Below are 22,976 nucleotides of genomic sequence, written 5' to 3'. Positions count from 1 at the left end.
GCTCCTTGAAAGTCAGGATGGCTAAAAGTCGCACATTATATAGGGAATTGAGCCAAGGCAGGGCGTGGTCTTGGATAGGTAATGCAAACTAAATGAGAGAGGGGCTTGCCCCCTCCCACATTATTTTAGTGCGTACGCGCGACCGCAAACTCGCTCAGCTCAACCAGGGCGTCCCGGTATTCGCTGGCTGGAAGGGCTTCCAGGCACTTGATCGCACGGGCCACGTAATCGCGTGCCAGTTGCGCGGTGTACTCCAGGGAACCCGACGCTTCGACAGCGGCACGGATGGCCTCCAAGTCTTCGATCCCGCCTTTCTGGATCGCCTTGCGCACCAGGGCAGCCTGTTCCGGCGTACCTTCGCGCATGGTGTAGATCAGCGGCAAGGTCGGCTTGCCTTCGGCCAGGTCGTCACCGACGTTCTTGCCCAGGGTCTCGGCATCGCCACGGTAGTCGAGCAGGTCGTCCACAAGTTGGAAGGCCACGCCCAAGTGATCACCAAAGGTGCGCAGGGCTTCGGCCTGTTCGACCGTTGCGCCGCACAGCGCGGCGGCGCTGTGGGTGGAGGCTTCGAAGAGCATCGCAGTTTTGCCGCGAATCACTTCCATGTAGGTTTCTTCAGTGGTGCTGGCGTCGCGGACCTTTGACAGTTGCAGCACTTCGCCTTCGGCGATGATGCGCGTGGCCTGTGAAAGAATCTTCATCACCGGCATCGAGCCGAGTTCAACCATCATTTCGAACGAGCGCGAGTACAGGAAGTCGCCCACCAGCACGCTAGGGGCGTTGCCCCACATGGCATTGGCGGTCTCGCGGCCACGGCGCATGCCGGACATGTCGACCACGTCGTCATGCAGCAGGGTCGCGGTGTGCAGGAATTCGATAGTGGCCGCCAGCAGGCGCAGGTCATCGCCTTCGCGGCCCAGGGCCTTGCCACACAGCAACACTAATAAAGGACGCAGGCGCTTACCGCCCGCCGACGTAATATAGTCGCCAATTTTGGAGACCAGCGGCACTTTAGAAGTCAGCTGCTTCTTGATGATGCCGTCGACGGCGCTAAAATCGTCCGCGACCGCGCGGTAGAAAGCTTGGGGTTGCATCAGCGACAGTCGCTCCAGAAGGGTTGCGCGGCATGCTAGGACCCAGGCCCCCAGGTGTCAAGGCGCGATAGACGGCCACTTGCAAGCCTCCCATAGCTTGCGTACAATCGCGCACCCTGAACTTCCTGGGCAGCACCTGCCTTACGCAATTGCATTCGGGACGTCCATCCCATGCAGCCATGCCAGCCAATACCTCTTCTTATAAAGCGCTGGGTGAGCAGGATTATCGGAGAAATACCATGTCGTACGCAGTAATTGTTACTGGTGGCAAGCAATACAAAGTCGCCCCAGGTGAATACCTGAAGATCGAAAAACTGGAAGTCGCTACCGGCGAATCCGTTACTTTTGATCGCGTTCTGTTGGTCGCCAATGGCGATGACGTGAACATCGGCGCTCCAGTTGTTGCTGGCGCTACCGTTGTGGCTGAAGTGATCTCCCAAGGTCGTCACGATAAAGTCCGCATCATCAAGTTCCGTCGTCGTAAGCACCACATGAAGCGTATGGGCCACCGCCAGTGGTACACCGAGATCAAAATCACCGGTATTCAGGCTTAATTTCAGCCTAATTCCTCACTAGGAGAATTGACTCATGGCACACAAAAAAGCTGGTGGTAGTACCCGTAACGGTCGCGACTCAGAAGCCAAACGCCTTGGCGTGAAGATGTATGGCGGCCAGAAAATCATTCCGGGCAACATCATCGTGCGTCAGCGCGGCACCCAATTCCACGCCGGTTACGGTGTTGGCATGGGTAAAGATCACACCCTCTTCGCGAAAATCGAAGGCGTGATCAAGTTTGAAGTAAAAGGCGCTTTCAACCGCCGTTACGTGAGCGTTGTCGCAGCTTAATTGCGAGATCGCTGGAAAAGCCCTGTCTTGCGACGGGGCTTTTTCGTTTGTGGGGTGAGTCTCTTGCAAAGCTGTTTGTAATGGGCTCAAGCGCTGGATTTGCGGTCGTTGATTGAGGTCGCTGCGCTCATTTTTGCAAGAGTCTTATGTCTTGGTTTCTTAAGCTCGTCCGTGCGGCGAGAGGCGTTTTGTTATGAAGTTCGTTGATGAAGTTTCCATCCGAGTAAAAGCAGGCGACGGCGGTAACGGTTGCATGAGTTTCCGTCGCGAAAAATTCATCGAAAACGGTGGCCCAAACGGCGGTGATGGCGGTGACGGCGGTTCCATCTACATGATGGCCGACGAAAACCTCAACACTCTGGTCGACTATCGTTACACCCGGCACTTTGATGCCGAGCGTGGCTCCAACGGCGGCAGCACCGACTGCACCGGTAAAAAAGGCGAAGACCTGGTACTGCGCGTGCCGGTCGGCACCACGATCATCGACTCCGCTACCCAGGAAGTGATTGGCGACCTGACCAAGGCCGGCCAGAAACTGATGGTTGTGCAGGGCGGCTGGCACGGTCTGGGTAACACCCGATTCAAGTCCAGTACCAACCGTGCACCGCGCCAGACCACGCCAGGCAAGCCGGGCGAGCAGCGTGACCTCAAGCTGGAAATGAAAGTGCTCGCCGACGTGGGCCTGCTGGGCCTGCCGAACGCCGGCAAAAGTACCTTCATTCGCTCGGTCTCGGCTGCCAAGCCAAAGGTTGCCGACTACCCGTTCACCACCCTGGTACCCAACCTGGGCGTGGTCAGCGTCGACCGCTGGAAAAGCTTCGTGATCGCCGACATTCCCGGCCTGATCGAAGGTGCCTCCGATGGCGCCGGCCTGGGCATCCGCTTCCTCAAGCATTTGTCGCGCACCCGTTTGCTGCTGCACCTCGTGGACATGGCGCCGCTGGATGACACCAGCGCCCCGGACGCCGCCGAAGTGATCGTCAGCGAACTGACCAAGTTCAGCCCGGCCCTGGCCGAGCGTGATCGCTGGTTGGTGCTGAACAAGTGCGACCAGATCCTCGAAGAAGAACACGAGGAGCGCGTCAAGGAAATCGTCGATCGCCTGGAATGGACCGGCCCGGTCTACGTGATCTCGGCCATCGCCAAAGAAGGCACCGAGCGCCTGACCCGCGACATCATGCGCTACCTCGAAGACCGCGCCGACCGCCTGGCGGCCGACCCGGTATTCAAGGCCGAACTCGCCGAGCTTGACCAGCAGATCGAAGACGAGGCCCGTGCCCAGCTGCAAGCCCTGGACGACCAGCGTGCCCTGCGCCGCAGTGGCGTGAAGTCGGTCCACGACATCGGCGACGATGATTGGGACGAAGAAGACGTGGATGATGAAGACGGTCCGGAAATCATTTACGTGCGTGACTGATCCGTTGCGATAAACTTGAACGCCGCTCCTTAGAGAGCGGCGTTTTAGTATCCGGGTTTAACGTTATGGGCGGCGCTGGGTCGCGCAACCCTCAATCTAAGGTTGAAGATGATGCGGAGCAAAGTGACAGGTGCGCAGCGCTGGGTCGTAAAGATCGGCAGTGCGTTGCTGACGGCGGATGGCAAGGGGCTGGATCGCGCAGCCATGAGCGTCTGGGTCGAGCAGATGGTGGCCTTGCATGAGGCCGGTGTTGAGTTGGTGCTGGTGTCGTCCGGGGCGGTTGCCGCCGGGATGAGCCGCCTCGGCTGGACCGCGCGACCCAGCGCGATGCACGAACTGCAAGCTGCCGCCGCCATCGGCCAGATGGGCCTGGTGCAAGCCTGGGAGTCCAGCTTTGCCGAGCACGGCCGCCACACGGCGCAGATCCTGCTGACCCACGACGACCTGTCCGACCGCAAGCGCTACCTCAATGCCCGCAGCACCTTGCGCGCGCTGGTGGAGCTGAAGGTGATCCCGGTGATCAACGAGAACGACACCGTGGTCACCGACGAAATCCGCTTCGGCGACAACGACACCCTGGCCGCCCTGGTTGCCAACTTGGTGGAAGCTGACCTGCTGGTGATCCTCACCGACCGCGACGGCATGTTCGACGCCGACCCGCGCAACAACCCCGACGCCCAGCTTATTTATGAAGCGCGCGCCGATGACCCGGCGCTGGATGCCGTGGCCGGCAGCGTTGGCGGCGCCCTGGGCCGTGGTGGCATGCAGACCAAGCTGCGCGCAGCGCGCCTGGCCGCACGCTCTGGTGCCCACACGATCATCGTCGGTGGGCGCCTGGAGCGCGTGCTGGATCGTCTCAAGGCCGGTGAGCGCATCGGCACGCTGCTGTCGCCGGAACGCGGCATGCTCGCCGCGCGCAAACAATGGCTGGCCGGTCATCTGCAAACCCGTGGCACCCTGGTGCTGGACGATGGCGCGGTATCGGCCTTGTCCCAGGGTAACAAGAGCTTGCTGCCGGTAGGCGTCAAGTTGGTGCAGGGCAGTTTCCGCCGTGGGGAAATGGTGGTGTGCGTGGCGCCGGACGGTCGTGAGATTGCTCGCGGCCTGGCCAACTACAGTGCCCTTGAAGCGCAGAAAATTATTGGACAATCGTCCGACGCGATTGTCGGACTATTAGGCTACATGGCGGAACCGGAACTGGTACACCGCGATAACCTGATCCTGGTCTAACCAAAGGAATACACAATGCGTGTCATGAAGGGATTGCTCGGCCTGCTGCTGGCCATGCCGCTGCTGGCCTCGGCCGAAGAAATTGGCCAAGTGTCCACGGTGTTCAAGTTTGTCGGCCCCAACGACCGCATTGTGGTCGAAGCCTTCGACGACCCCAAGGTTGACGGCGTGACGTGCTACCTGTCCCGCGCCAAGACCGGCGGTGTCAAAGGCGGCCTCGGCCTGGCCGAAGACCGCGCTGAAGCCTCGATTGCCTGCCGTCAGGTGGGCCCGATCCGCTTCAAGGGCGAGCTGAAGGACGGTGACGAAGTGTTCAAGGAGCGCACCTCGCTGGTGTTCAAGACCATGCAAGTGGTGCGCTTCCTCGACAAGAAGCGCAATACGCTGGTGTACCTGGTCTACAGCGACCGCCTGATCGAAGGCAGCCCGCAGAACGCCGTGACGGCCATTCCGATTTTGCCCTGGCCGACCGCTCAGTAACCCGCAGGCGAGTTTTGCAATCGGCGTCTATGATTGCAGGCTTGCGGGTTGTAATCTCGAAGGGCCGCAATGCGAAGAACATGGGATATCTGGAGTTCGTCATGAGTGCTTTCCACGACCTGAAACTCAAAGCTTTGGACGGACAAGAGCTGCCGCTGGCGCCCTTCAAGGGGCAAGTGGTGCTGGTGGTCAACGTAGCCTCCAAATGTGGTTTGACCCCGCAATACGCTGCGCTGGAAAACCTCTACCAGCAGTACAAGGCCCAGGGATTTACCGTGCTCGGCCTGCCGTGCAATCAATTTGCAGGCCAGGAGCCGGGTACCGAAGAGGAGATCCAGCAGTTCTGCAGCCTGAACTACGGGGTGACGTTCCCGCTGGGCAGCAAGCTTGAGGTCAACGGCCCCGATCGTCATCAGCTGTACCGCCTGCTGGCGGGCGAAGGCGCCGAGTTTCCTGGGGATATCACCTGGAACTTCGAAAAATTCCTGCTGGGCAAGGATGGGCGAGTGCTCGCACGCTTCTCCCCGCGCACCGCGCCGGATGATCCCACGGTCGTCCAAGCCATCGAGAAAGCCCTGGCCTGAACACGTCCAGGAGGCTTTTGTGGTGAGCGGGCTTGCCCCGCGCTGGGTGGCGAAGCCGCCCTAAAATCAGACGCCGCATTTCTAGACAGAATGCGGCGTTTTTACTGGGGCGGCTTCGCCACCCAGCGCGGGGCAAGCCCGCTCACTACAGGTCAGCGGCAACCGGGCTCTGCCGCTTTTACCCCTTAATCACTCAGATCAATAGTGCTACCCAGCGCTTTGCACTCCCCATATGATCCCCATCATAAACCCCGTCTCTCGTGGAGTGCTCCCATGCCCGTCCAGGCCTTGTTCAAACCCTTCCAGCTCGGTGCATTGCAACTGTCGACCCGCGTCGTCATGGCGCCCATGACGCGCTCGTTCTCCCCTGGCGGCGTGCCCAATTCCAAGGTGATCGAGTACTACCGCCGCCGCGCTGCCGCCGGTGTGGGCCTGATCATCACCGAAGGCACCGTGGTCGACCATCAGGCGTCCAACGGCTACCCCAATGTTCCACACTTCTACGGTGAGGCCGCCTTGGCCGGCTGGAAGAAAGTGGTCGACGCCGTGCACGCCGAAGGCGGCAAGATCGTTCCGCAGTTGTGGCACGTGGGCAGCGTACGGCGTATCGGCACTGAGCCTGACGCCAGCGTGCCAGCCTACGGCCCGATGGAAAAACTCAAAGATGGCAACGTGGTCGTGCACGGCATGACCCAGCAAGACATCAAGGCGGTGATCGACGCCTTCGCCCAAGCCGCCAAGGATGCCCAGAGTATCGGCATGGACGGCGTGGAGATCCACGGCGCCCACGGCTATCTGGTCGACCAGTTTTTCTGGGAAGGCAGCAACCAGCGGACCGACGAATACGGCGGCAGTTTGGCCAACCGCTCACGTTTTGCCATCGAGCTGATCCAGGCCACCCGCGCCGCCGTTGGCCCGGACTTCCCGATCATCCTGCGTTTCTCCCAGTGGAAACAGCAGGACTACACCGCGCGCCTGGTGCAAACCCCCGAGGCGCTGGGTGAGTTCCTCAAGCCACTGTCTGACGCGGGTGTGGACATTTTCCACTGCTCCACCCGCCGCTTCTGGGAGCCTGAATTCGACGGTTCCGACCTCAACCTGGCCGGCTGGACCCGCCAGCTTACCGGCAAGCCGACCATCACCGTGGGCAGCGTCGGCCTGGATGGCGAGTTCCTGCAGTTCATGGTCAACACCGACAAGGTCGCGCAACCGGCCAGCCTGGAGAAGTTGCTGGAGCGCTTGAACAACGACGAATTCGACCTGGTCGCCGTGGGCCGAGCCCTGCTGGTGGATCCGGATTGGGCCGTGAAGGTGCGCGAAGGCCGTGAAGGCGACATCCTGCCCTTCAGTCGTGAGGCGTTGACGAGCCTGGTGTAAGCGGCGACAGGGCGGGCACCGGGTGCCCGTCCTTGCAGACCCCGCGCAGTTGGCGCTCGAACTGCTCGATAATCGCCGGCCAGCCCTGGCGGCTCGCATGCTGGCGTGCATTCAGGCGCATGCGGCGCAGGCTTTCGGCGTCCTCCAGCAGCCAGTTGGCGGCATCGCAGAATGCATCCTCGTCCCCCGGCATCGCCAGCACGCCGTTGTAGCCATGGCGTATATGCTGGGTCGCAGCGGCCTGGTCATAGGCCACCACGCCCAATCCCGACGCCATCGCTTCGAGTACCACGTTGCCGAAGGTTTCGGTCAGGCTGGGGAATAGAAACACATCGCCTGACGCGTAATGACGTGCCAGTTCTTCACCGCGCAAGGTGCCGCAGAAGATCGCCTCCGGCAGTTCCTTTTCCATCATCGCGCGTTGTGGCCCATCGCCGACGACGACCAGTCTCATCTGACGCAGCGGGTAGCTGTCCTGCAAGGTCTCGAAGCAGCGCTTGAGCAGCCCCAGGTTCTTTTCCTGCGCCAGCCTGCCGACATAGAGCACGGCGGTTTGCTCACTGTTCAACCCCCAACTCTCCCGCAGTGCATTGTCGCGCTTGGCGGGATGAAACAGTTGGCTGTCTACCCCGCGCGCCAACATCCCCAGACGCTCGAAATGCCGGCGTTCCAGTTCCAGGCGCTGGCTGGCGCTGGGGACCAGGGTCAGGGTCGAACGGTTATGAAACCAGCGAAGGTAGTGGGTGACCATCCGGCTCAGCAGGCTCAGGCCGTATTGGTTCGAATACTGCTGGAAGTTGGTGTGAAAGCCGCTGACCACACTGATCCCCAGACGCCGCGCGGCGCGCAAGGCGGATAGGCCCAATGGCCCCTCCGTGGCGATGTACAGCACGTCCGGGCGCTGGCGTGTCCAGCGCCGCAGCAACTTGTGCATCGACGACTGCCCCCATTGCAGGCCCGGATAACCCGGTAGCGGCCAGCCGCGACACAGCAGCAATTCGTCATCGCTGGGACGGCTCTGATCGACGCCTTGGCGCGGGCGCACCAGTTCGACTTGGTGGCCACGTGAACGCAAACCCTCGCACAGGCGGCCAAGGGTATTGGCCACCCCGTTGATCTCTGGCGGGAAGGTTTCGGTAATGAGGGTGATGTGAAGCGAGGCTGTCGTCATGACCCACAGTGTCACCGTGGGCCATGTCGTCATTGTGTCATCGAGATGATGGATTTATGACCGGGTCACTTTTTGCTGCGGTGCCATGGCCTCGGCACCTTGTTCGCGCACCCAGAACAGCGTGGCCCCGGCCACCGCCGCTGGCATCATCAGCAGGTTGACCACCGGCACCAGCAGCACCAGGTAGACGATGCCGCCGAAGCTCATGCTCTGCCAGCGCTTCTGGCGCAGCCAAGCGAGCATTTCGTTCCAACCCAGCTTGTGGTTGTCGGCCGGGTAGTCGATGTATTGGATCGCCATCATCCACACGCCAAACAACAGCCACAGCGGCGCAGCGATCAGGTTGACCACCGGAATGAACGACAGGATAAACAGGCCGATGGCCCGTGGCAGGAAGTAGCCCAGTTTGCGCATTTCCCGTGCCAGCGTGCGCGGCACCATGGCGATCAACTCCCCCCAGCTGAAGGCCGGGAAGTCATCGGTGCCGCGCACCACCACTTCCACTTTTTCCGAAAGAAAACCGTTGAACGGCGCCGCGATAATATTGGCCAGCATGGTGAAGGTGAAAAACACCATCAGCACTACCAGCACCACAAACAGTGGCCATAGCAGGTAATTCAGAAAGCTCAGCCAGCTCGGCAGCGTCGGCATCAAGTGGTCGACCCACAGGCTGAACTGATGGCCGGCGAAATAGATCAAGCCGACGAACAGCACCAGGTTGATCGCCAGCGGCAGCAGCACAAACAGGCGCAGGCCGGGGCTCAACACCAGTTTGAGGCCTTCACGCAGGTATTGTGGGCCGGAAAGAGCAGGGGCGGGCATGGAGAACTCCGAGCAAGGGGGACGAACGCGCCGACCTTACCGGCTTTAAACCTTGGGTGAAAGCGGCGACATCATAAGTAACATCTAGGCAAGAATCCTGTCGATCAACCTGGTCGACTGCATAGAGACCACCTATGAGCTGGATTGTTATTCCGTATTTCCTTAATCTTGCCCCCCTCGATACGCTGCACCCATTATTTTTCAGGGCCTGCGAGTTCAAGCCTTCCCCAAGTGCTTCGTAGTCCCTTTTTTATTCCAGCCGCCTTGTAGTCCGGGCGGTCGATAGGAGTGAGTCATGTCTGATACCCGTCATTCGCGAGTGATTATTCTCGGTTCCGGCCCTGCCGGTTACAGCGCTGCGGTCTACGCTGCCCGGGCCAACCTCAAGCCGCTGCTGATCACCGGCATGCAGGCGGGCGGTCAATTGACCACCACCACCGAAGTCGACAACTGGCCGGGCGACGTCCACGGCCTGACCGGCCCGGTGCTGATGGAACGCATGAAAGAGCACGCCGAGCGCTTTGAAACCGAGATCGTGTTTGATCACATCAACAAGGTCGACTTCTCCAAGAAGCCTTACAGCCTGACCGGCGACAGCGGTGTGTACACCTGTGACGCGCTGATCATCGCCACCGGCGCCAGCGCCCGTTACCTGGGCCTGCCATCGGAAGAAGCGTTCATGGGCAAGGGCGTTTCCGCCTGTGCGACCTGCGACGGTTTCTTCTATCGCAACAAGCCGGTCGCCGTGGTCGGTGGTGGTAACACGGCCGTGGAAGAGGCACTGTACCTGGCCAACATCGCCAGCACTGTGACCCTGGTTCACCGCCGCGAGACCTTCCGTGCCGAGAAGATCCTGATCGACAAGCTGCACGCCCGTGTCGCTGAAGGCAAGATCATCCTCAAGCTCAACGCCACCCTGGATGAAGTCCTGGGCGACAACATGGGTGTGACCGGTGCGCGCCTGAAGAACAACGACGGCAGCTTCGACGAGCTGAAAGTCGACGGCGTATTCATCGCCATCGGCCACACGCCGAACACTTCGTTGTTCGAAGGCGTGCTGGACGCCAAAGACGGTTACCTGGTGGTGCAGGGCGGCCGCGAAGGCAACGCCACTGCCACCAACATCGAAGGTATCTTCGCCGCCGGTGACGTGGCTGACCACGTGTATCGTCAGGCCATCACTTCGGCCGGTGCTGGCTGCATGGCGGCATTGGATGCCGAGCGTTACCTCGACGGTTTGAAGGACGCTGCGTTCTAACTAACACCGCAAAACAAATGTGGGAGGGGGCAAGTCGAATCGTCGCACCGCCCCTCCCACATTTTGATCCGCGTATGATTCAGGATTTTCGAGTCAGGGGCTGGGCGGTGAACTTTACACCGGCCAGGCCGTTTGCGATCAATGCGCGGATATTGCCGTGGTCACTGCCCTCAGGCGTCGCCACCACCGAACGGTAATGCTCACCAAATGCCAACAGCGCTTCCTGGTCGCTCAAGCCTTCCAGCAGTGCCAGGCCCAAGGTCTTGCACGACCCTTCGTTCTGCCCCGCCGCATTTTCTACATCACCATTGGTAAAGGCTTGGGGCTGGTAGTCATAACCTGCGGCAACAAACGCCAAGGTATCGGCAAAAACGTGTTCGCCGCTGTTGAGGCTGGCGCGCAGGGTGTTCAGGTCAGTCATGGGTTTTTCCTTTGGCGAACGCCGCCTGTTGGTCGGCACTGGCTTCTTTCTGGTACTGGGCTTTCCACTCGGCGTACGGCATGCCGTACACCACTTCACGGGCGTCATCGAGGCTGACGTCGATCTGGCGTTCATCGGCCGCGGCCTTGTACCACTTGGACAAGCAGTTACGGCAGAAGCCCGAGAGGTTCATCAGGTCGATGTTCTGCACATCCTTGCGGCTGTCCAGGTGGGCCACCAGCCGGCGGAAGGCGGCGGCTTCGAGTTCGAGGCGTTGTTGGTCGTTCATAGGGCTCACTGACAATTCAGGGGTGGCGGCTGGCTGCCAGGGTAATCGAAACCGATTCGGCAAAGCGCAGCGCATGGGGCTTGTCCACTTCGACTTCGGCGTACAGCACCGACTCATTGCTCATCACCAAATCCAGCAGCTCCTGGGTCAGGCGCTCCAGCAGGGCAAAACGGTTGCCCTCGACGTGGGCGATGATCGCCTTAGTGATGGTGCGGTAGTTCAGCGCGTGGTCGATATCGTTGTCGCGCACGGCTTCCTGGGCGGCATACAGGATGGTCAGGTTGATCAGCACATCCTGTTTGTTGAGGATCTCGTCCTCGTTGATGCCGATAAAGGTGCGCAGGCACAGGTCCTTGACCCGGATGCGCGCCATGCCTGGTTGAAGTTGTGGCATTGCTACTTGCTCCGTCCGATCAGTTGCAGGAACTCCATGCGCGTGGTGTTCGACTCGCGGAACGCGCCGAGCATCACCGAGGTGTTCATGGTTGAATTCTGTTTTTCCACGCCGCGCATCATCATGCACATGTGCTTGGCTTCGATTACCACCGCCACACCGGCTGCCTGGGTCACGTCCTGGATAGCGTCGGCAATTTGCCGGGTGAGGTTTTCCTGGATCTGCAGGCGGCGTGCAAACATATCGACGATGCGCGCCAGTTTCGACAGGCCCAATACCTTGCCGGTCGGAATATAGGCCACGTGGGCCTTGCCGATAAAGGGCAGCAGGTGGTGCTCGCACAGCGAGTACAGCTCGATGTCCTTGAGGATCACCATCTCGTCATTGTCAGAGGTAAACAGCGCGCCGTTGACGATCTCTTCCAGGTTCTGCTCATAGCCATGACACAGGTATTGCATGGCCTTGGCGGCGCGCTTGGGGGTGTCGAGCAAGCCTTCGCGCTCGGGGTCTTCGCCCAAGCCCTTGAGGATCTCGCGGTAATGGTGGGGCAGGGATAAGGTCATACAACATCCTCACAAACGGCTTACTTGATATGCCGCCCGCCGTTGACGGTCAGGGTGGTACCAGTGACATAGGGGTTGTCCAGCAGGTAGCGCACGCTCTGGTAGATCACCTCGGGCCCGGGTTCGATGCCCAGTGCCGACTTGGCCAGTACCTTGGCGCGGTAGGCTGCGTCGTCGCCGTCGTTGAACATCACCATGGCCGGTGCGATGCCGTTGACCTTGATCGACGGCGCAAACTGCGCGGCAAACGACAGCGTCAGGCTGTCGAGCCCTGCCTTGGTGGCGCAATAGGCGATGTGTCGGCGGCTGCCCTTGCGCACCACGTCATCGCTGATATGCACGATATCGGCGGGTGAAGAGCGTTGCAGCAAAGGCGAACAATGCAGGTTGATCAGGTACGGCGCAAGCATGTGTACGCTGAACATGTCGGTAAAAGCGCGGCTTTCGTCGCCAGGCGTTTCCGCGACCCAGGCCGAGGCGTTATGGATGATCGCGCGCAGACTGTCGGTCCGGGTCTTGAGCTCAGCGATAAACGCCAGAATCCCGGCCTCGCTGGAGAAGTCGGCATACACACCGATCGCGCCACGTTCACGCAGGGCATGTACGCCGGGGCGCTCATTGCGGTAGCTGAAAATAACCGAGTGGCCCTCTTCCAACAGGCGCTGGGCGCAATGCAGGCCGACACGTTGGCCGGCGCCGGTGATCAGGATCGGGGCGTTTGTTGCGGTCATGGGGAGCTCGAATCGCTGGCAGATTGAAACTATACCAGCGACCGGCTGCCCCTGTATTCACGCCGCAGCTTCAGTGCTCTTGCGCGGTGCCGGGGCAGGATGCAGCCAGTTTGCCAACAGATGGGTCGACAACGGGATGAACCAATAAACCATCAGCGGCGTAAGCGCCAGGGTGCTGACCAGTACGCGCGGCGCCAGGTCAAGCCCGCCGAGCAGTGGTCCCAGCACAAAGTTGAACAGCAGCGACACCGGGAAAAACGCCAGCCAGATCGCCACGGCCTGTTTCCAGCGAGGAGGGCGTGCACCCGCCGCGCCGAACCAACCATCAATGCCGCGTACGCGGTGCTCGGAAGGGTCGGCAAACAGTTCACTGCCACGGCTCAGCCACGTACTGCGCGAGGCTGAAAACTCCCAGGCATGCAGGGTTTTTTCATCGGCGAAGCGGAAAATGATCTGGAATTCATCATCGTTGGGCGGCGGGGCAAGTACTCCTGAGCCCAAGTAGCCGGGAAAGTCCGTGGCCAATTGCTCGCCTTCGCGCAGCCAAGCCATCAGTTCTTCGTAGCGACCCTTGGCCACGCGACGCGCAACCATCAAGGTGACGGGAGAGGTAGACATTGTGTATCTCCAAGTATTCGGGTGCGCTGGGCCGGGTAGGGGGCGCACAAACATAGCGGCGGGGTAGTGCCGCTACGTAAAAACAGGCAAGGATTATTCCCGTTTTGTAGAAATACACCAGAGGCATTGGTCGAATAAGCAGAGACCTTGAAAAAGACAGGTCTAAAGGCGTTAAATGAGGATCCAATTTTCGTTGGTCTTTTGGTCTCTCATACCTGTGATTACTGCCCCAAGTGATAGCAATTTGCATCTGGAATCCCTCGATTCAGATGAGCTGTTTCCGATTCGTGAAGTCTCGAGAATGACAGGCATCAATCCGGTCACCCTGCGTGCCTGGGAGCGGCGTTATGGTCTGATCCAGCCCGTACGCACCGAGAGTGGGCACCGGCTCTACTCCAAGGCCGATATTGCGACCGTTAATCGCATCCTCGATTGGATCGAGCGAGGTGTAGCGGTGAGCAAGGTGGGCAAGATTCTCGCCCGCGACGATTTGCAGGCCAACGTGGTTCGCGCTGGGCACGATGTGATCGAGGAAGGTGAATTGCCACAATGGCGGACGCGGCTGTTACAGGCCGTCAGCGCCTTTGACGACCGACAACTGGAGAGCCTGTACGGCCAGATTTTTGCGCTCTACCCCATCAGCGTGGCGTTCCAGGACATTCTTATGCCCTTATGGAACGAGCTGTTGCGTCACCAGGGGCGTTTCGGCCAAGCCAGTGAGTGGCTGTTCTTCGACGCCTTCCTGCGTATCCATACCTTCCAGCGCCTGCAAACCGCGACCCTGTCGCCTGCGCCCCGTGTATTGCTGACGGCCATGCCTGGCGAGTGCCGCAAATTGGAGCTGCTGGTGGCGGCGCTGTTGATCAGTCGGGATGATCTGGCTGTTAAGGTGCTGGGCATGGGCCAGCCGTTTGATGAATTAACCCTGGTCTGTGAAAAGACTCGCCCCCAGGCACTGATCATCTTTTCCAACCACGCACATAACCATGACCTGCCTGGGCGCCTCAATCGCCTGGCATTGACCCTGGATTGCCCGCTGTTCCTGGCGGGTGCTGCTTCAGACCTGGCGCAGAAAGCGCTGGCAGGTTCGTCGATCGGTTGCCTGGGCAGTGAAGGGCGCCTGATGCAGCGCCGCTTGCAGCAGTTTCTCAGCGGTAACCTGGATACCTGAAATCAGGCGTGCGCCTGCGGGTGCACCATGCGGTGCTGATGCAGAATGAATTGGCGCAGGCGCTCGATTTCATCTGCATCACTTTGGCTCAGGCGGTAGGCAAACAAGCCCCGGGCGGTTTCCCGCTCCAGTGTCCCGCGCAATGCGATGCGCTCGTAGCCGGATGGGCTGAACCAAAGCGAAAAGGTCTTCGGCGGCTTGACCCGACCACGAACTTCCACCAGTACGCCCTTGAATGACACTTCGTGCACCCACAGTGCGCCGGCGATGCCGTTGACGTTTTCCAGTGCCACCGGGGCCTCAAGCGCGAGACGCCACGGACGGATCATGGGCCCGTCTTCGAAGATACTCGGCACCCCCAGGCGAAGGTGCACGGCGTGAAACTCATCTTCCACCAGGTGCAGCGGGAAGGTCAGTTGCTGGTTATCGAACTGCGCCTGGATAGTGAGATGGTCGTGGGCGGCGAGTCGGGTGAGCAAGTCGCGAATCTGTGCACCACCGTTGACTGTCAGGCTCGACGAAGTATCCCGCAGGTTGAGCTGCGGGTTGTGCTGCATATTCTGAATGAAATCCAACTCATCCTGGGTCAGAAGCGCGTCGCGTTGCATCGCTCTTGCTCAATGGTAGGAGGTATTAAAATGCCATTATCGCCTCTAATGATGACATCTCCTAAATTTTGTTGAATCCGCTCGTCGCTTTGAGCGCAGCCAGTTCGGCTTTTACTTGGTTGAGTTCGGCTTCCAGTTGACCCACCCGCTGCTGGGCCTTGACTTGCAAGGTGACGTCTTTCTGTACACCCACAAAATACGTCTGCTTGTCGGCTTCGTTATACACCGTCGAAAGCGACAGTTCGTTCCAGAAATGGCTGCCGTCCTTGCGGTAATTGCGCAGGATTTCCCGGCATGCGCCACCGCTCTCCAGTGTTTCCCGAATTGCCATCAGGGCCGGCTGATCGCGGTCGCCCGATTGCAGGAAGCGGCAATCCTGGTAGAGGATTTCATCCAGGGTGTAGCCGGTCAGGCGTTCGAATGCCGGGTTGACATAGATCAGCGGCTTGTCCTTGCCTTCGCGTTCGGCGACGACGATGCCGTCGTTGGAAGCGTTGATGACCAGTTGCATCAGCTTGGCGTTAATCATTGAGCGGTCCATGGCTTGTGATTGGAGTTGGCAGTTTATGACATGCTCTGAATGTTGCACGGGGTGCGCCGAAATATTTGCGTCAGCTGTTAATATCCCAGGCTTTCGCTCAACTACAGGATCAGATTGATGAAAGTCGCCATCCTTTCCGGCTCGGTCTACGGCACCGCTGAAGAAGTCGCCCGTCACGCTGCCGACCTCCTCAAAGAGGCCGGCTTCGAAGCCTGGCATAACCCCCGTGCCAGCCTGGCGGATGTACAGGCGTTTGCCCCGCAGGCCTTTCTGGCGGTGACCTCTACCACCGGCATGGGCGAACTGCCCGACAACCTGCAACCGCTGTATTCGAGCATTCGCGACCAATTGCCCGCCGCCTGGCGCGGCCTGCCCGGTGCGGTGATCGGCCTGGGCGACGCCAGCTATGGCGATACCTTTTGTGGGGGCGGCGAGCAGATGCGCGAGCTGTTCGGCGAGCTGGGCGTGCGTGAAGTGCTGCCGATGCTGCGCCTGGATGCCAGCGAAAGCGTCACCCCGGAAACCGACGCCGAGCCCTGGCTGGCTGAGCTGGTCACTGCACTGCGCGCTTTAGCGTAAATTCGCTTGATTCCCAGGCATCCAGTGCGGTGGCTGGCGGTGGCGGCGCCCATGAAAATCGCCCGCGCCGCGCCTTTATTGGCGGCACTTCTCTGACGCCGCTTGTGGGGATTTAAACTATTCTCAACGCTGACCCGCACGGTCATCAAGCTGGCTGCCAAGGCAACTCCTCCAGCCACGACCTCTGACTAGACTGGCCCATCACTCAAAAAAACAATAAGAAAATGCGCCAAGGAGGTCATTATTGTGAGTTTAGCCCCGGTCCTATCGTCATTGAGTCTCAAAGATCAGGTCAGCGCCGCCGAGTGGCAAACCCGCGTCGACCTGGCCGCCTGTTATCGCCTGGTGGCGATGCATGGCTGGGATGACCTGATCTTCACCCACATCTCGGCCAAGGTGCCGGGCACCGATGATTTCCTGATCAACCCCTATGGGCTGATGTTCCACGAAATCACTGCGTCGAGCCTGGTCAAGGTCGATCAGGCCGGCAACAAGCTGATGGACAGCCCCTACGAGATTAACCCTGCGGGCTACACCATCCACAGCGCCATCCATGAAGTGCGTCACGACGTGACCTGCGTGCTGCACACCCACACCGCTGCCGGTGTCGCGGTGGCGGCGCAGAAACAGGGCGTATTGCCAATCAGCCAGCAGTCGATATTCGTCTTGTCGAGCCTGGCCTATCACGCCTACGAAGGGGTGGCGCTGAACCACGAAGAGAAGGCCCGTTTGCAGGCCGACCTGGGCGACAACAATTTCCTGATGCTGCACAACCACGGTCTGCTGACCTGCGGCGACACCATCGCCGACACCTTTTTGATGATGTTTGTCTTCCAGCGCGCCTGCGATATCCAGGTGCTGGCGCAAAACGGCGGTGCCGAATTGATCGCCATCGGGCCGCAGATACTTGCCGGTGCCAAGGCGATGGCGGCGGCGGTCACCAAGAGTGCTCAAGGTATGGGGGGCGCGCTGGCCTGGCCGGCGTTGCTGCGCAAATTGGACCGCGTCGATCCTGAGTATAAAACCTGATGCCACTCGCCGAGATCCCCCTCAGTGTCTGGCGCAAACGCAGCCAGACCTTCGACTTCCATGGCCGCACTATCCGTTACTGGGTGGCAGGGCAGGGTGAGCCGTTGCTGTTGATCCATGGTTTTCCCACCGCCAGTTGGGACTGGCATTACCTGTGGCAACCGCTGGCCCAGCGCAACCTGGTGATCGCCTGCGACATGCTCGGTTTTGGCGATTCCGCAAAACCCCTGGACCACGGTTATTGCCTGTTGGAACAGGCGGATTTGCAACAGGCGCTGCTGGAACACCTGCGCGTCGAGCAACCGGTGCACGTGCTGGCCCACGACTACGGCGACAGCGTCGCCCAGGAGTTGCTGGCTCGGCACTACGAGGGCCGTTTTCACATGGCCAGTTGTGTGTTTCTCAATGGTGGGTTGTTCCCTGAAACTCATCGCGCCGCGCTGGTGCAAAAGCTTTTGCTCAGCCCGCTGGGTTGGATGATCGGCCGAGCCTTCGGGCGTAATGCCCTGGCGGACAGCTTCAGCCAGATCTTCGGCCCCAATACCCGCCCGAGTGAGAGCGCTCTGGATGACTTCTGGAGCCTGATCAATAGTCACGAAGGCACGCGCATCCTGCACAAACTCATCGCCTACGTCCCGCAGCGGCGCCGTTTGCGTGAGCGTTGGGTGCAGGCGATGCAACGGGATGACGTGCCGCTGCGGGTGATCGATGGCGAGATCGACCCGATCTCCGGTGCCCATATGGTCGAGCGTTACCGCGAATTGGTGCCCCATGCGGATACGGTGCTGCTGGCCAATATTGGTCACTACCCGCAGATCGAGGCGCCGGTGCAGGTGCTCAAGCACTATCTGGCGTTTCGTGAGCGCATTGCTGGCCCAGTGTGGGCGCTGGCTTGCCTGCGATAGCGCCGCAGCGGTTCAACTGAAAGACCGAGGCGCTTGCATCGCAGGTACGCCAGCGCCCACATGATCATCCCTCTGCCTTATCGAGCACCATTCAGGCTCAGTCGTGGTTATTGTGACCATGGCCCCCGTGCCTGACACTCGACCCATTCCCATTGTCGCCATTGGAGTTTGGTATGAGTGAGTCAGTGCAGTTCCAGGATAAGGTCGTGATCGTCACCGGTGCCGGCGGCGGATTGGGCCGGGCCCATGCGCTGTTGTTCGCCAGGCATGGCGCCAAAGTGCTGGTCAACGATCTGGGCGGCTCCACCCAGGGCGAAGGTGCCAATGCTTCGGCCGCCGACCGTGTGGTGGCTGAGATTCGCGAAGCCGGCGGTATCGCCGAAGCCAACCATGACTCTGTCACCGACGGTGACAAGATCGTGCAGAACGCCCTCGACGCCTTCGGCCGTGTCGACGTGGTGGTCAACAACGCCGGTATTCTGCGTGACAAGACCTTCCACAAAATGGACGACAGCGACTGGGACCTGGTTTACCGGGTGCATGTCGAAGGCGCCTACAAAGTCACTCGCGCCGCCTGGCCGCATCTGCGCGAGCAAGGGTACGGGCGGGTGATCTTCACCGCGTCCACCTCGGGCATCTACGGCAACTTCGGTCAGTCCAACTACGGCATGGCCAAGCTTGGGCTGTATGGGTTGACCCGCACCCTGGCGCTGGAAGGGCGCAAGAACAACATCCTGGTCAACGCCATTGCCCCAACAGGCGGCACGCGCATGACCGAAGGCCTGATCCCGCCGCAAGTGTTCGAGCGCCTCAAGCCGGAGCTGGTCAGCCCATTGGTGGTGTACCTGGGCAGTGAGGCGTGCCAGGAAACTTCGGGCCTGTTTGAAGTGGGCGGCGGCTGGATCGGCAAGACCCGCTGGGAGCGCAGCCTGGGTGTAGGCTTTGATCCAGAGGCGGGTTTTTCACCCGAGGATGTGGCGGCGCACTGGCAGCAGATCTGCGACTTTGAAGGGGCGGCACACCCCAAGGACAACATCGAGGCCTTGAAGGAAATGATGGCCAATTTGCAGAAGTACAGCCTATGATCATTGCTTGAAAAAGCTTTAATCCTACGGGGCGCTGATGGCGCCCCGTTTTATTTTTGGCAAAAAAAAAGCCGCTGCAAAGGCAGCGGCTGAAGTAAGACGTTGGATCAAGGAGCTACAAATCAACGTCCGTTAACACGGGTAACAGATTGAATAGAGACATCAATCCATCTTGAGGCTGGCTTTTCTTCCGAAGGCGGAAGCGAGCGGTTTGCCCTGAAAGCCCGGCAAGAATAGCTGCTTGTAACAAAATGAGTAATGCCGATTCATGACAAGGACTGTTGCTGAATCGGCAACAGTCACGCTGCGCTCCATCCATTCTCCTGATAACCCGCCATCCACCCGACGCATGCGTGCGCCCAGACCCCGGCCAGAGCGCCTTGTCATCCTTTCGAGCGACAACACGAATCCCTCCTTGGTGCGCTTATCGCTCCCGATAGTCGGCAGTAGGGTGGGGCCTTCTGTCACTCACCGGGGAAGACGCATGACAAAAACAACAATGCGCGCCATCTTCAAGCCACAGGCGCTGGCCGCTGCGGTTGCGTTGGGTTGCTGTGCGCAGGCACAGGCTGTTTCGTTCAACATTGGCGAGATCGAAGGGCAATTCGATTCCTCGCTGTCGGTGGGCGCGAGTTGGGGCATGCGCGATGCGGACAAGAAGTTGGTGGGCACCGTCAATGGCGGCACCGGGCAAGCGTCCACCGGGGATGACGGCCGGCTGAACTTCAAGAAGGGCGAAACCTTTTCCAAGATCTTCAAGGGCCTGCACGACCTTGAATTGAAGTACGGCGATACGGGCGTATTTGTGCGCGGCAAGTACTGGTACGACTTCGAGCTCCAGGACGAAGACCGCGAGTTCAAGCCGATCAGCAACCACAACCGCAAGGAAGGCGCCAAGTCCAGCGGCGCGCAAATCCTCGACGCCTTCGTCTACCACAACTATTCGCTGGGTGATTTGCCGGGCACGGTGCGGGTGGGCAAGCAGGTGGTGAGCTGGGGCGAAAGCACCTTCATCGGTAACTCCATCAACAGCATCAACCCCATCGACGTCTCGGCATTTCGTCGGCCGGGCGCCGAGATCAAGGAGGGGTTGATTCCGGTCAACATGCTGTTCGCTTCCCAGAGCCTGACCAACCAGTTGACCTTGGAAGGCTTCTACCAATTGGAGTGGGACCAGACGGTGCTGGACAACTGCGGCACCTTCTTTGGTGGCGATGTGGCGGCGGACGGCTGCACCAACAACTACACCGTCGGGAACCCGGCGATCAGGCCATTGCAACCTGTGGCGGCGGCGTTCGGCCAAGGATTTGGCGTGACCAATGAAGGGGTGATCGTGCGGCGTGCCGGCGACCGTGATGCGCGGGATTCCGGCCAGTTCGGCACCGCCTTGCGCTGGCTGGGGGATGACACCGAATACGGCCTGTACTTCATGAACTATCACAGCCGTACGCCAACGGTGGGGACCATCACCAACAACACCAGCCTGGCCACCCTGGGCGCTATCTCCGGCGCCGCCAACGGCATCGCGCCCGGCTCCGGCGCGGGCTTGGTCCAGAGCCTCATGCTTGGCCGTGGCCAGTACTACCTGGATTATCCCGAAGATATCCGCTTGTTCGGCGCCAGCTTCTCCACCACCTTGCCCACGGGCACGGCATGGACCGGCGAGATCAGCTACCGGCCCAATGCCCCGGTGCAACTCAATACCACGGACCTGACCCTGGCCTTGATCAACCCTGTCGCCGGCCAGGCCGCCTCGCCGATCCGCAGCAATTTCGGCGACGACAACAAAGGCTACCGCCGCAAGGAAATCACCCAGATCCAAAGCACCATGACCCAGTTCTTCGACCAGGTCCTGGGCGCCGAGCGCCTGACGTTGGTGGGCGAAGCGGCTGTTGTGCATGTCGCCGGCCTGGAAGATAAATCCAAACTGCGTTACGGCCGAGACTCGGTTTACGGTGCCTACGGTTTTCAGGGTGATACCGACGGCTTTGTCACCTCTACCTCTTGGGGCTACCGCGCACGGGCGATCCTGGACTACAACAACGCGATTGCCGGGGTGAACCTCAAGCCCAACCTCTCCTGGTCCCACGACGTTGCCGGCTACGGCCCCAACGGCCTGTTCAACAAAGGCGCCAAGGCCATCAGTGTTGGCGTGGATGCGGACTACCGCAACACCTACACCGCGAGCCTCAGCTACACCGACTTCTTTGGTGGCGACTACAACACCCTGACCGACCGTGACTTCCTCGCCCTCAGCTTCGGCGTGAACTTCTGATCTGGCTTAAAGAAGGACAAGACTCTATGCGTAAGATATTTGCGGTAATGGCCCTCAGCCTGCTGGCAGCCAACGTGATGGCCGCCGTGTCACCGGAAGAAGCCGCCAAGCTCGGCACCACCCTGACCCCGGTAGGCGCCGAAAAAGCCGGCAACGCCGACGGCTCAATTCCCGCCTGGACCGGCGGCATTCCGAAAAACGCCGGTGCGGTGGACAGCAAGGGTTTCCTGGCCGATCCATTTGCCAGTGAAAAGCCGCTGTTCGTGATCACCGCCGCCACTGTCGACAAGTACAAGGACAAACTCTCCGACGGCCAGGTGGCGATGTTCAAACGCTACCCCGAGACCTACAAGATCCCGGTGTACCCGACCCACCGCACGGTCAACCTGCCGCCGGAGATCTACGAATCGATCAAGCGCAGCGCGCTGAACGTCAAGCCGATCAACGACGGCAACGGCCTGGAGAACTTCACCGGCAACCGCTACTACGCGTTCCCGATTCCGAAGAATGGCGTGGAGGTGCTGTGGAACCACATCACCCGTTATCACGGCGGCAACCTGCGGCGCATCATCACCCAGGCCACGCCGCAGACCAACGGCAGCTACACGCCGATCCGCTTCGAGGAAGAAGTGGCGGTGCCGCAACTGATCCCCGACATGGACCCGGCCAAGGCCGCCAACGTGCTGACCTTCTTCAAGCAGTCGGTGACCGCGCCGGCGCGCTTGGCGGGTAATGTGTTGCTGGTGCATGAAACCCTCGACCAGGTGAAAGAGCCGCGCCTGGCCTGGATCTACAACGCCGGCCAACGCCGCGTACGCCGTGCGCCGCAAGTGGCGTATGACGGGCCGGGCACCGCCTCGGACGGCCTGCGCACCTCCGACAACTTCGACATGTTCTCCGGAGCCCCGGACCGCTACGACTGGAAGCTGGTGGGCAAGAAGGAGATGTACATCCCCTACAACAGCTACAAGCTCGACCAACCGACGCTCAAGTACGACGACATCATCAAGGCCGGCCACATCAACCAGGACCTGACCCGCTATGAGCTGCACCGCGTGTGGGAAGTGGTGGGCACGGTCAAGCCGAGTGAGCGGCATATCTACGCCAAGCGCCACATGTACATCGACGAGGACAGCTGGCAGGTGGCGCTGGTGGACCACTACGACGGCCGTGGCCAACTGTGGCGGGTTGCCGAAGGTCATGCGCAGTTCTACTACAACCACCAGACCCCGGCGTACACCGTGGAAACCCTCTACGACATCATCGCCGGGCGCTACATCGCGCTGGGCATGAAGAACGAGGAGAAGAGCAGCTTTGTGTTTGGTTTCAATGCCAAGGCGGCGGACTACACGCCGGCTGCGCTGAGGGCTGAAGGGGTGCGCTGATCCGGATCGAAGCAGGGTCAAACAGGTGGGGGGGCTTGCCCCCGATGAGGGCGTGTCAGTCAATGGATGGGCCGACTGATACACCGCCATCGGGAGCAAGTCG

Annotated in this window: 27 protein-coding genes; 15 read left to right on the top strand and 12 right to left on the bottom strand. The window is 60.3% G+C overall.

Annotation, left to right across the window (positions count from 1 at the left end; all coding sequences use genetic code 11):
- Positions 1-125: 125 nt before the first annotated feature.
- Complete coding sequence (locus K7431_RS18545; protein ID WP_015885844.1) at positions 126-1,094, bottom strand: polyprenyl synthetase family protein; 969 nt, start codon at positions 1,092-1,094, stop codon at positions 126-128.
- Between the two features lie 239 nt (positions 1,095-1,333).
- Here K7431_RS18545 and rplU point away from each other — a divergent pair, with 239 nt between their 5' ends.
- The 7 genes from rplU (at position 1,334) to K7431_RS18510 (ending at position 7,028) form a co-directional block, all read left to right on the top strand.
- Positions 1,334-1,648 carry a 50S ribosomal protein L21 gene (gene rplU, locus K7431_RS18540; protein WP_007950961.1) on the top strand — a complete coding sequence of 105 codons (315 nt, stop codon included), beginning with the start codon at positions 1,334-1,336 and terminating at the stop codon, positions 1,646-1,648.
- A 34-nt stretch (positions 1,649-1,682) separates the two neighbouring features.
- On the top strand, positions 1,683-1,940 hold the full coding sequence (gene rpmA / locus K7431_RS18535; protein ID WP_003176049.1) for a 50S ribosomal protein L27: 258 nt from the start codon (positions 1,683-1,685) through the stop codon (positions 1,938-1,940).
- Positions 1,941-2,133: 193 nt separating this feature from the next.
- Positions 2,134-3,357, top strand: a complete 1,224-nt coding sequence (cgtA, locus tag K7431_RS18530; protein WP_015885843.1) for an Obg family GTPase CgtA — start codon at positions 2,134-2,136, stop codon at positions 3,355-3,357.
- Positions 3,358-3,468: 111 nt separating this feature from the next.
- Positions 3,469-4,587: a glutamate 5-kinase gene (gene proB, locus K7431_RS18525; protein ID WP_026013771.1), complete on the top strand. Its 1,119-nt coding sequence runs from the start codon at positions 3,469-3,471 to the stop codon at positions 4,585-4,587.
- Positions 4,588-4,602: 15 nt separating this feature from the next.
- Positions 4,603-5,067, top strand: coding sequence for a CreA family protein (locus K7431_RS18520; RefSeq protein WP_015885841.1), 465 nt, complete (start codon positions 4,603-4,605; stop codon positions 5,065-5,067).
- Between the two features lie 101 nt (positions 5,068-5,168).
- Positions 5,169-5,651: a glutathione peroxidase gene (locus K7431_RS18515; protein ID WP_043205883.1), complete on the top strand. Its 483-nt coding sequence runs from the start codon at positions 5,169-5,171 to the stop codon at positions 5,649-5,651.
- A gap of 273 nt (positions 5,652-5,924) precedes the next feature.
- Positions 5,925-7,028, top strand: a complete 1,104-nt coding sequence (locus K7431_RS18510; protein ID WP_015885839.1) for an NADH:flavin oxidoreductase — start codon at positions 5,925-5,927, stop codon at positions 7,026-7,028.
- On the opposite strand, the gene K7431_RS18505 is transcribed toward K7431_RS18510, so the two are convergent.
- Together K7431_RS18505 and cysZ are read right to left on the bottom strand one after the other, a co-directional pair.
- Complete coding sequence (locus K7431_RS18505; RefSeq protein WP_015885838.1) at positions 6,997-8,199, bottom strand: glycosyltransferase family 4 protein; 1,203 nt, start codon at positions 8,197-8,199, stop codon at positions 6,997-6,999. The two genes, K7431_RS18510 and K7431_RS18505, sit on opposite strands and share 32 nt — an antisense overlap.
- Positions 8,200-8,253: 54 nt before the next feature.
- The gene (gene cysZ, locus K7431_RS18500; RefSeq protein ID WP_015885837.1) at positions 8,254-9,021 is read right to left on the bottom strand and encodes a sulfate transporter CysZ; all 768 of its coding nucleotides are present in this window, start codon (positions 9,019-9,021) and stop codon (positions 8,254-8,256) included.
- Between the two features lie 295 nt (positions 9,022-9,316).
- On the opposite strand from cysZ, the gene trxB reads away from it, so the two are divergent.
- Positions 9,317-10,279, top strand: a complete 963-nt coding sequence (gene trxB / locus K7431_RS18495) for a thioredoxin-disulfide reductase (protein WP_015885836.1) — start codon at positions 9,317-9,319, stop codon at positions 10,277-10,279.
- Positions 10,280-10,358: 79 nt separating this feature from the next.
- On the opposite strand, the gene K7431_RS18490 is transcribed toward trxB, so the two are convergent.
- Genes K7431_RS18490 through K7431_RS18465 form a run of 6 tightly spaced genes read right to left on the bottom strand, consistent with a single transcriptional unit; the run spans position 10,359 to position 13,295 of the window.
- A complete protein-coding gene (locus K7431_RS18490) occupies positions 10,359-10,700 on the bottom strand; it encodes a HopJ type III effector protein (RefSeq protein ID WP_015885835.1) in 342 nt (113 codons plus the stop codon).
- Entirely contained in the window at positions 10,693-10,989 is a 297-nt protein-coding gene (locus K7431_RS18485; RefSeq protein ID WP_015885834.1) for a DUF1244 domain-containing protein, read from the bottom strand. Before K7431_RS18485 ends, K7431_RS18490 begins: the two co-directional genes overlap by 8 nt.
- A gap of 16 nt (positions 10,990-11,005) precedes the next feature.
- Positions 11,006-11,383, bottom strand: coding sequence for a dihydroneopterin triphosphate 2'-epimerase (folX, locus tag K7431_RS18480; protein WP_043205882.1), 378 nt, complete (start codon positions 11,381-11,383; stop codon positions 11,006-11,008).
- 2 nt (positions 11,384-11,385) lie between these two features.
- Complete coding sequence (folE, locus tag K7431_RS18475) at positions 11,386-11,946, bottom strand: GTP cyclohydrolase I FolE (protein ID WP_015885832.1); 561 nt, start codon at positions 11,944-11,946, stop codon at positions 11,386-11,388.
- A gap of 20 nt (positions 11,947-11,966) precedes the next feature.
- Positions 11,967-12,677: a dihydromonapterin reductase gene (gene folM / locus K7431_RS18470; protein ID WP_015885831.1), complete on the bottom strand. Its 711-nt coding sequence runs from the start codon at positions 12,675-12,677 to the stop codon at positions 11,967-11,969.
- A gap of 57 nt (positions 12,678-12,734) precedes the next feature.
- Positions 12,735-13,295 carry an antibiotic biosynthesis monooxygenase gene (locus tag K7431_RS18465; protein WP_015885830.1) on the bottom strand — a complete coding sequence of 187 codons (561 nt, stop codon included), beginning with the start codon at positions 13,293-13,295 and terminating at the stop codon, positions 12,735-12,737.
- A gap of 211 nt (positions 13,296-13,506) precedes the next feature.
- Between K7431_RS18465 and K7431_RS18460 the strand changes: the two genes are divergently transcribed.
- On the top strand, positions 13,507-14,466 hold the full coding sequence (locus K7431_RS18460; protein ID WP_370636127.1) for a MerR family transcriptional regulator: 960 nt from the start codon (positions 13,507-13,509) through the stop codon (positions 14,464-14,466).
- A gap of 2 nt (positions 14,467-14,468) precedes the next feature.
- Here K7431_RS18460 and K7431_RS18455 read toward each other — a convergent pair whose 3' ends face one another.
- Both K7431_RS18455 and K7431_RS18450 read right to left on the bottom strand, forming a co-directional pair.
- Positions 14,469-15,074, bottom strand: coding sequence for a hypothetical protein (locus tag K7431_RS18455; protein WP_015885828.1), 606 nt, complete (start codon positions 15,072-15,074; stop codon positions 14,469-14,471).
- A gap of 61 nt (positions 15,075-15,135) precedes the next feature.
- Positions 15,136-15,603, bottom strand: a complete 468-nt coding sequence (locus tag K7431_RS18450; protein WP_015885827.1) for a PAS domain-containing protein — start codon at positions 15,601-15,603, stop codon at positions 15,136-15,138.
- Between the two features lie 129 nt (positions 15,604-15,732).
- On the opposite strand from K7431_RS18450, the gene K7431_RS18445 reads away from it, so the two are divergent.
- The 4 genes from K7431_RS18445 (at position 15,733) to K7431_RS18430 (ending at position 19,213) form a co-directional block, all read left to right on the top strand.
- Positions 15,733-16,194 carry a flavodoxin gene (locus K7431_RS18445; protein ID WP_015885826.1) on the top strand — a complete coding sequence of 154 codons (462 nt, stop codon included), beginning with the start codon at positions 15,733-15,735 and terminating at the stop codon, positions 16,192-16,194.
- 246 nt (positions 16,195-16,440) lie between these two features.
- On the top strand, positions 16,441-17,223 hold the full coding sequence (locus K7431_RS18440) for a class II aldolase/adducin family protein (RefSeq protein WP_015885825.1): 783 nt from the start codon (positions 16,441-16,443) through the stop codon (positions 17,221-17,223).
- A complete protein-coding gene (locus K7431_RS18435) occupies positions 17,223-18,128 on the top strand; it encodes an alpha/beta fold hydrolase (RefSeq protein ID WP_015885824.1) in 906 nt (301 codons plus the stop codon). Before K7431_RS18440 ends, K7431_RS18435 begins: the two co-directional genes overlap by 1 nt.
- Before the next feature lie 173 nt (positions 18,129-18,301).
- Positions 18,302-19,213: an SDR family oxidoreductase gene (locus K7431_RS18430; RefSeq protein WP_015885823.1), complete on the top strand. Its 912-nt coding sequence runs from the start codon at positions 18,302-18,304 to the stop codon at positions 19,211-19,213.
- Positions 19,214-19,375: 162 nt separating this feature from the next.
- Here the strand turns inward: K7431_RS18430 and K7431_RS18425 are convergent, their stop codons facing one another.
- Positions 19,376-19,618 (bottom strand): hypothetical protein, encoded by a 243-nt coding sequence (locus K7431_RS18425; RefSeq protein ID WP_148270936.1) that lies wholly within the window; start codon positions 19,616-19,618, stop codon positions 19,376-19,378.
- Positions 19,619-19,697: 79 nt separating this feature from the next.
- On the opposite strand from K7431_RS18425, the gene K7431_RS18420 reads away from it, so the two are divergent.
- Entirely contained in the window at positions 19,698-21,488 is a 1,791-nt protein-coding gene (locus tag K7431_RS18420) for a DUF1302 domain-containing protein (protein ID WP_015885822.1), read from the top strand.
- Between the two features lie 26 nt (positions 21,489-21,514).
- Positions 21,515-22,873, top strand: a complete 1,359-nt coding sequence (locus tag K7431_RS18415; RefSeq protein WP_015885821.1) for a DUF1329 domain-containing protein — start codon at positions 21,515-21,517, stop codon at positions 22,871-22,873.
- Positions 22,874-22,976 lie beyond the last annotated feature (103 nt).

The sequence above is a fragment of the Pseudomonas fluorescens group sp. genome (assembly GCF_020093335.1).
In the GTDB taxonomy this organism is placed as follows: domain Bacteria; phylum Pseudomonadota; class Gammaproteobacteria; order Pseudomonadales; family Pseudomonadaceae; genus Aquipseudomonas; species Aquipseudomonas petroselini.
This window is presented reverse-complemented; position numbering and strand designations above follow the sequence as displayed.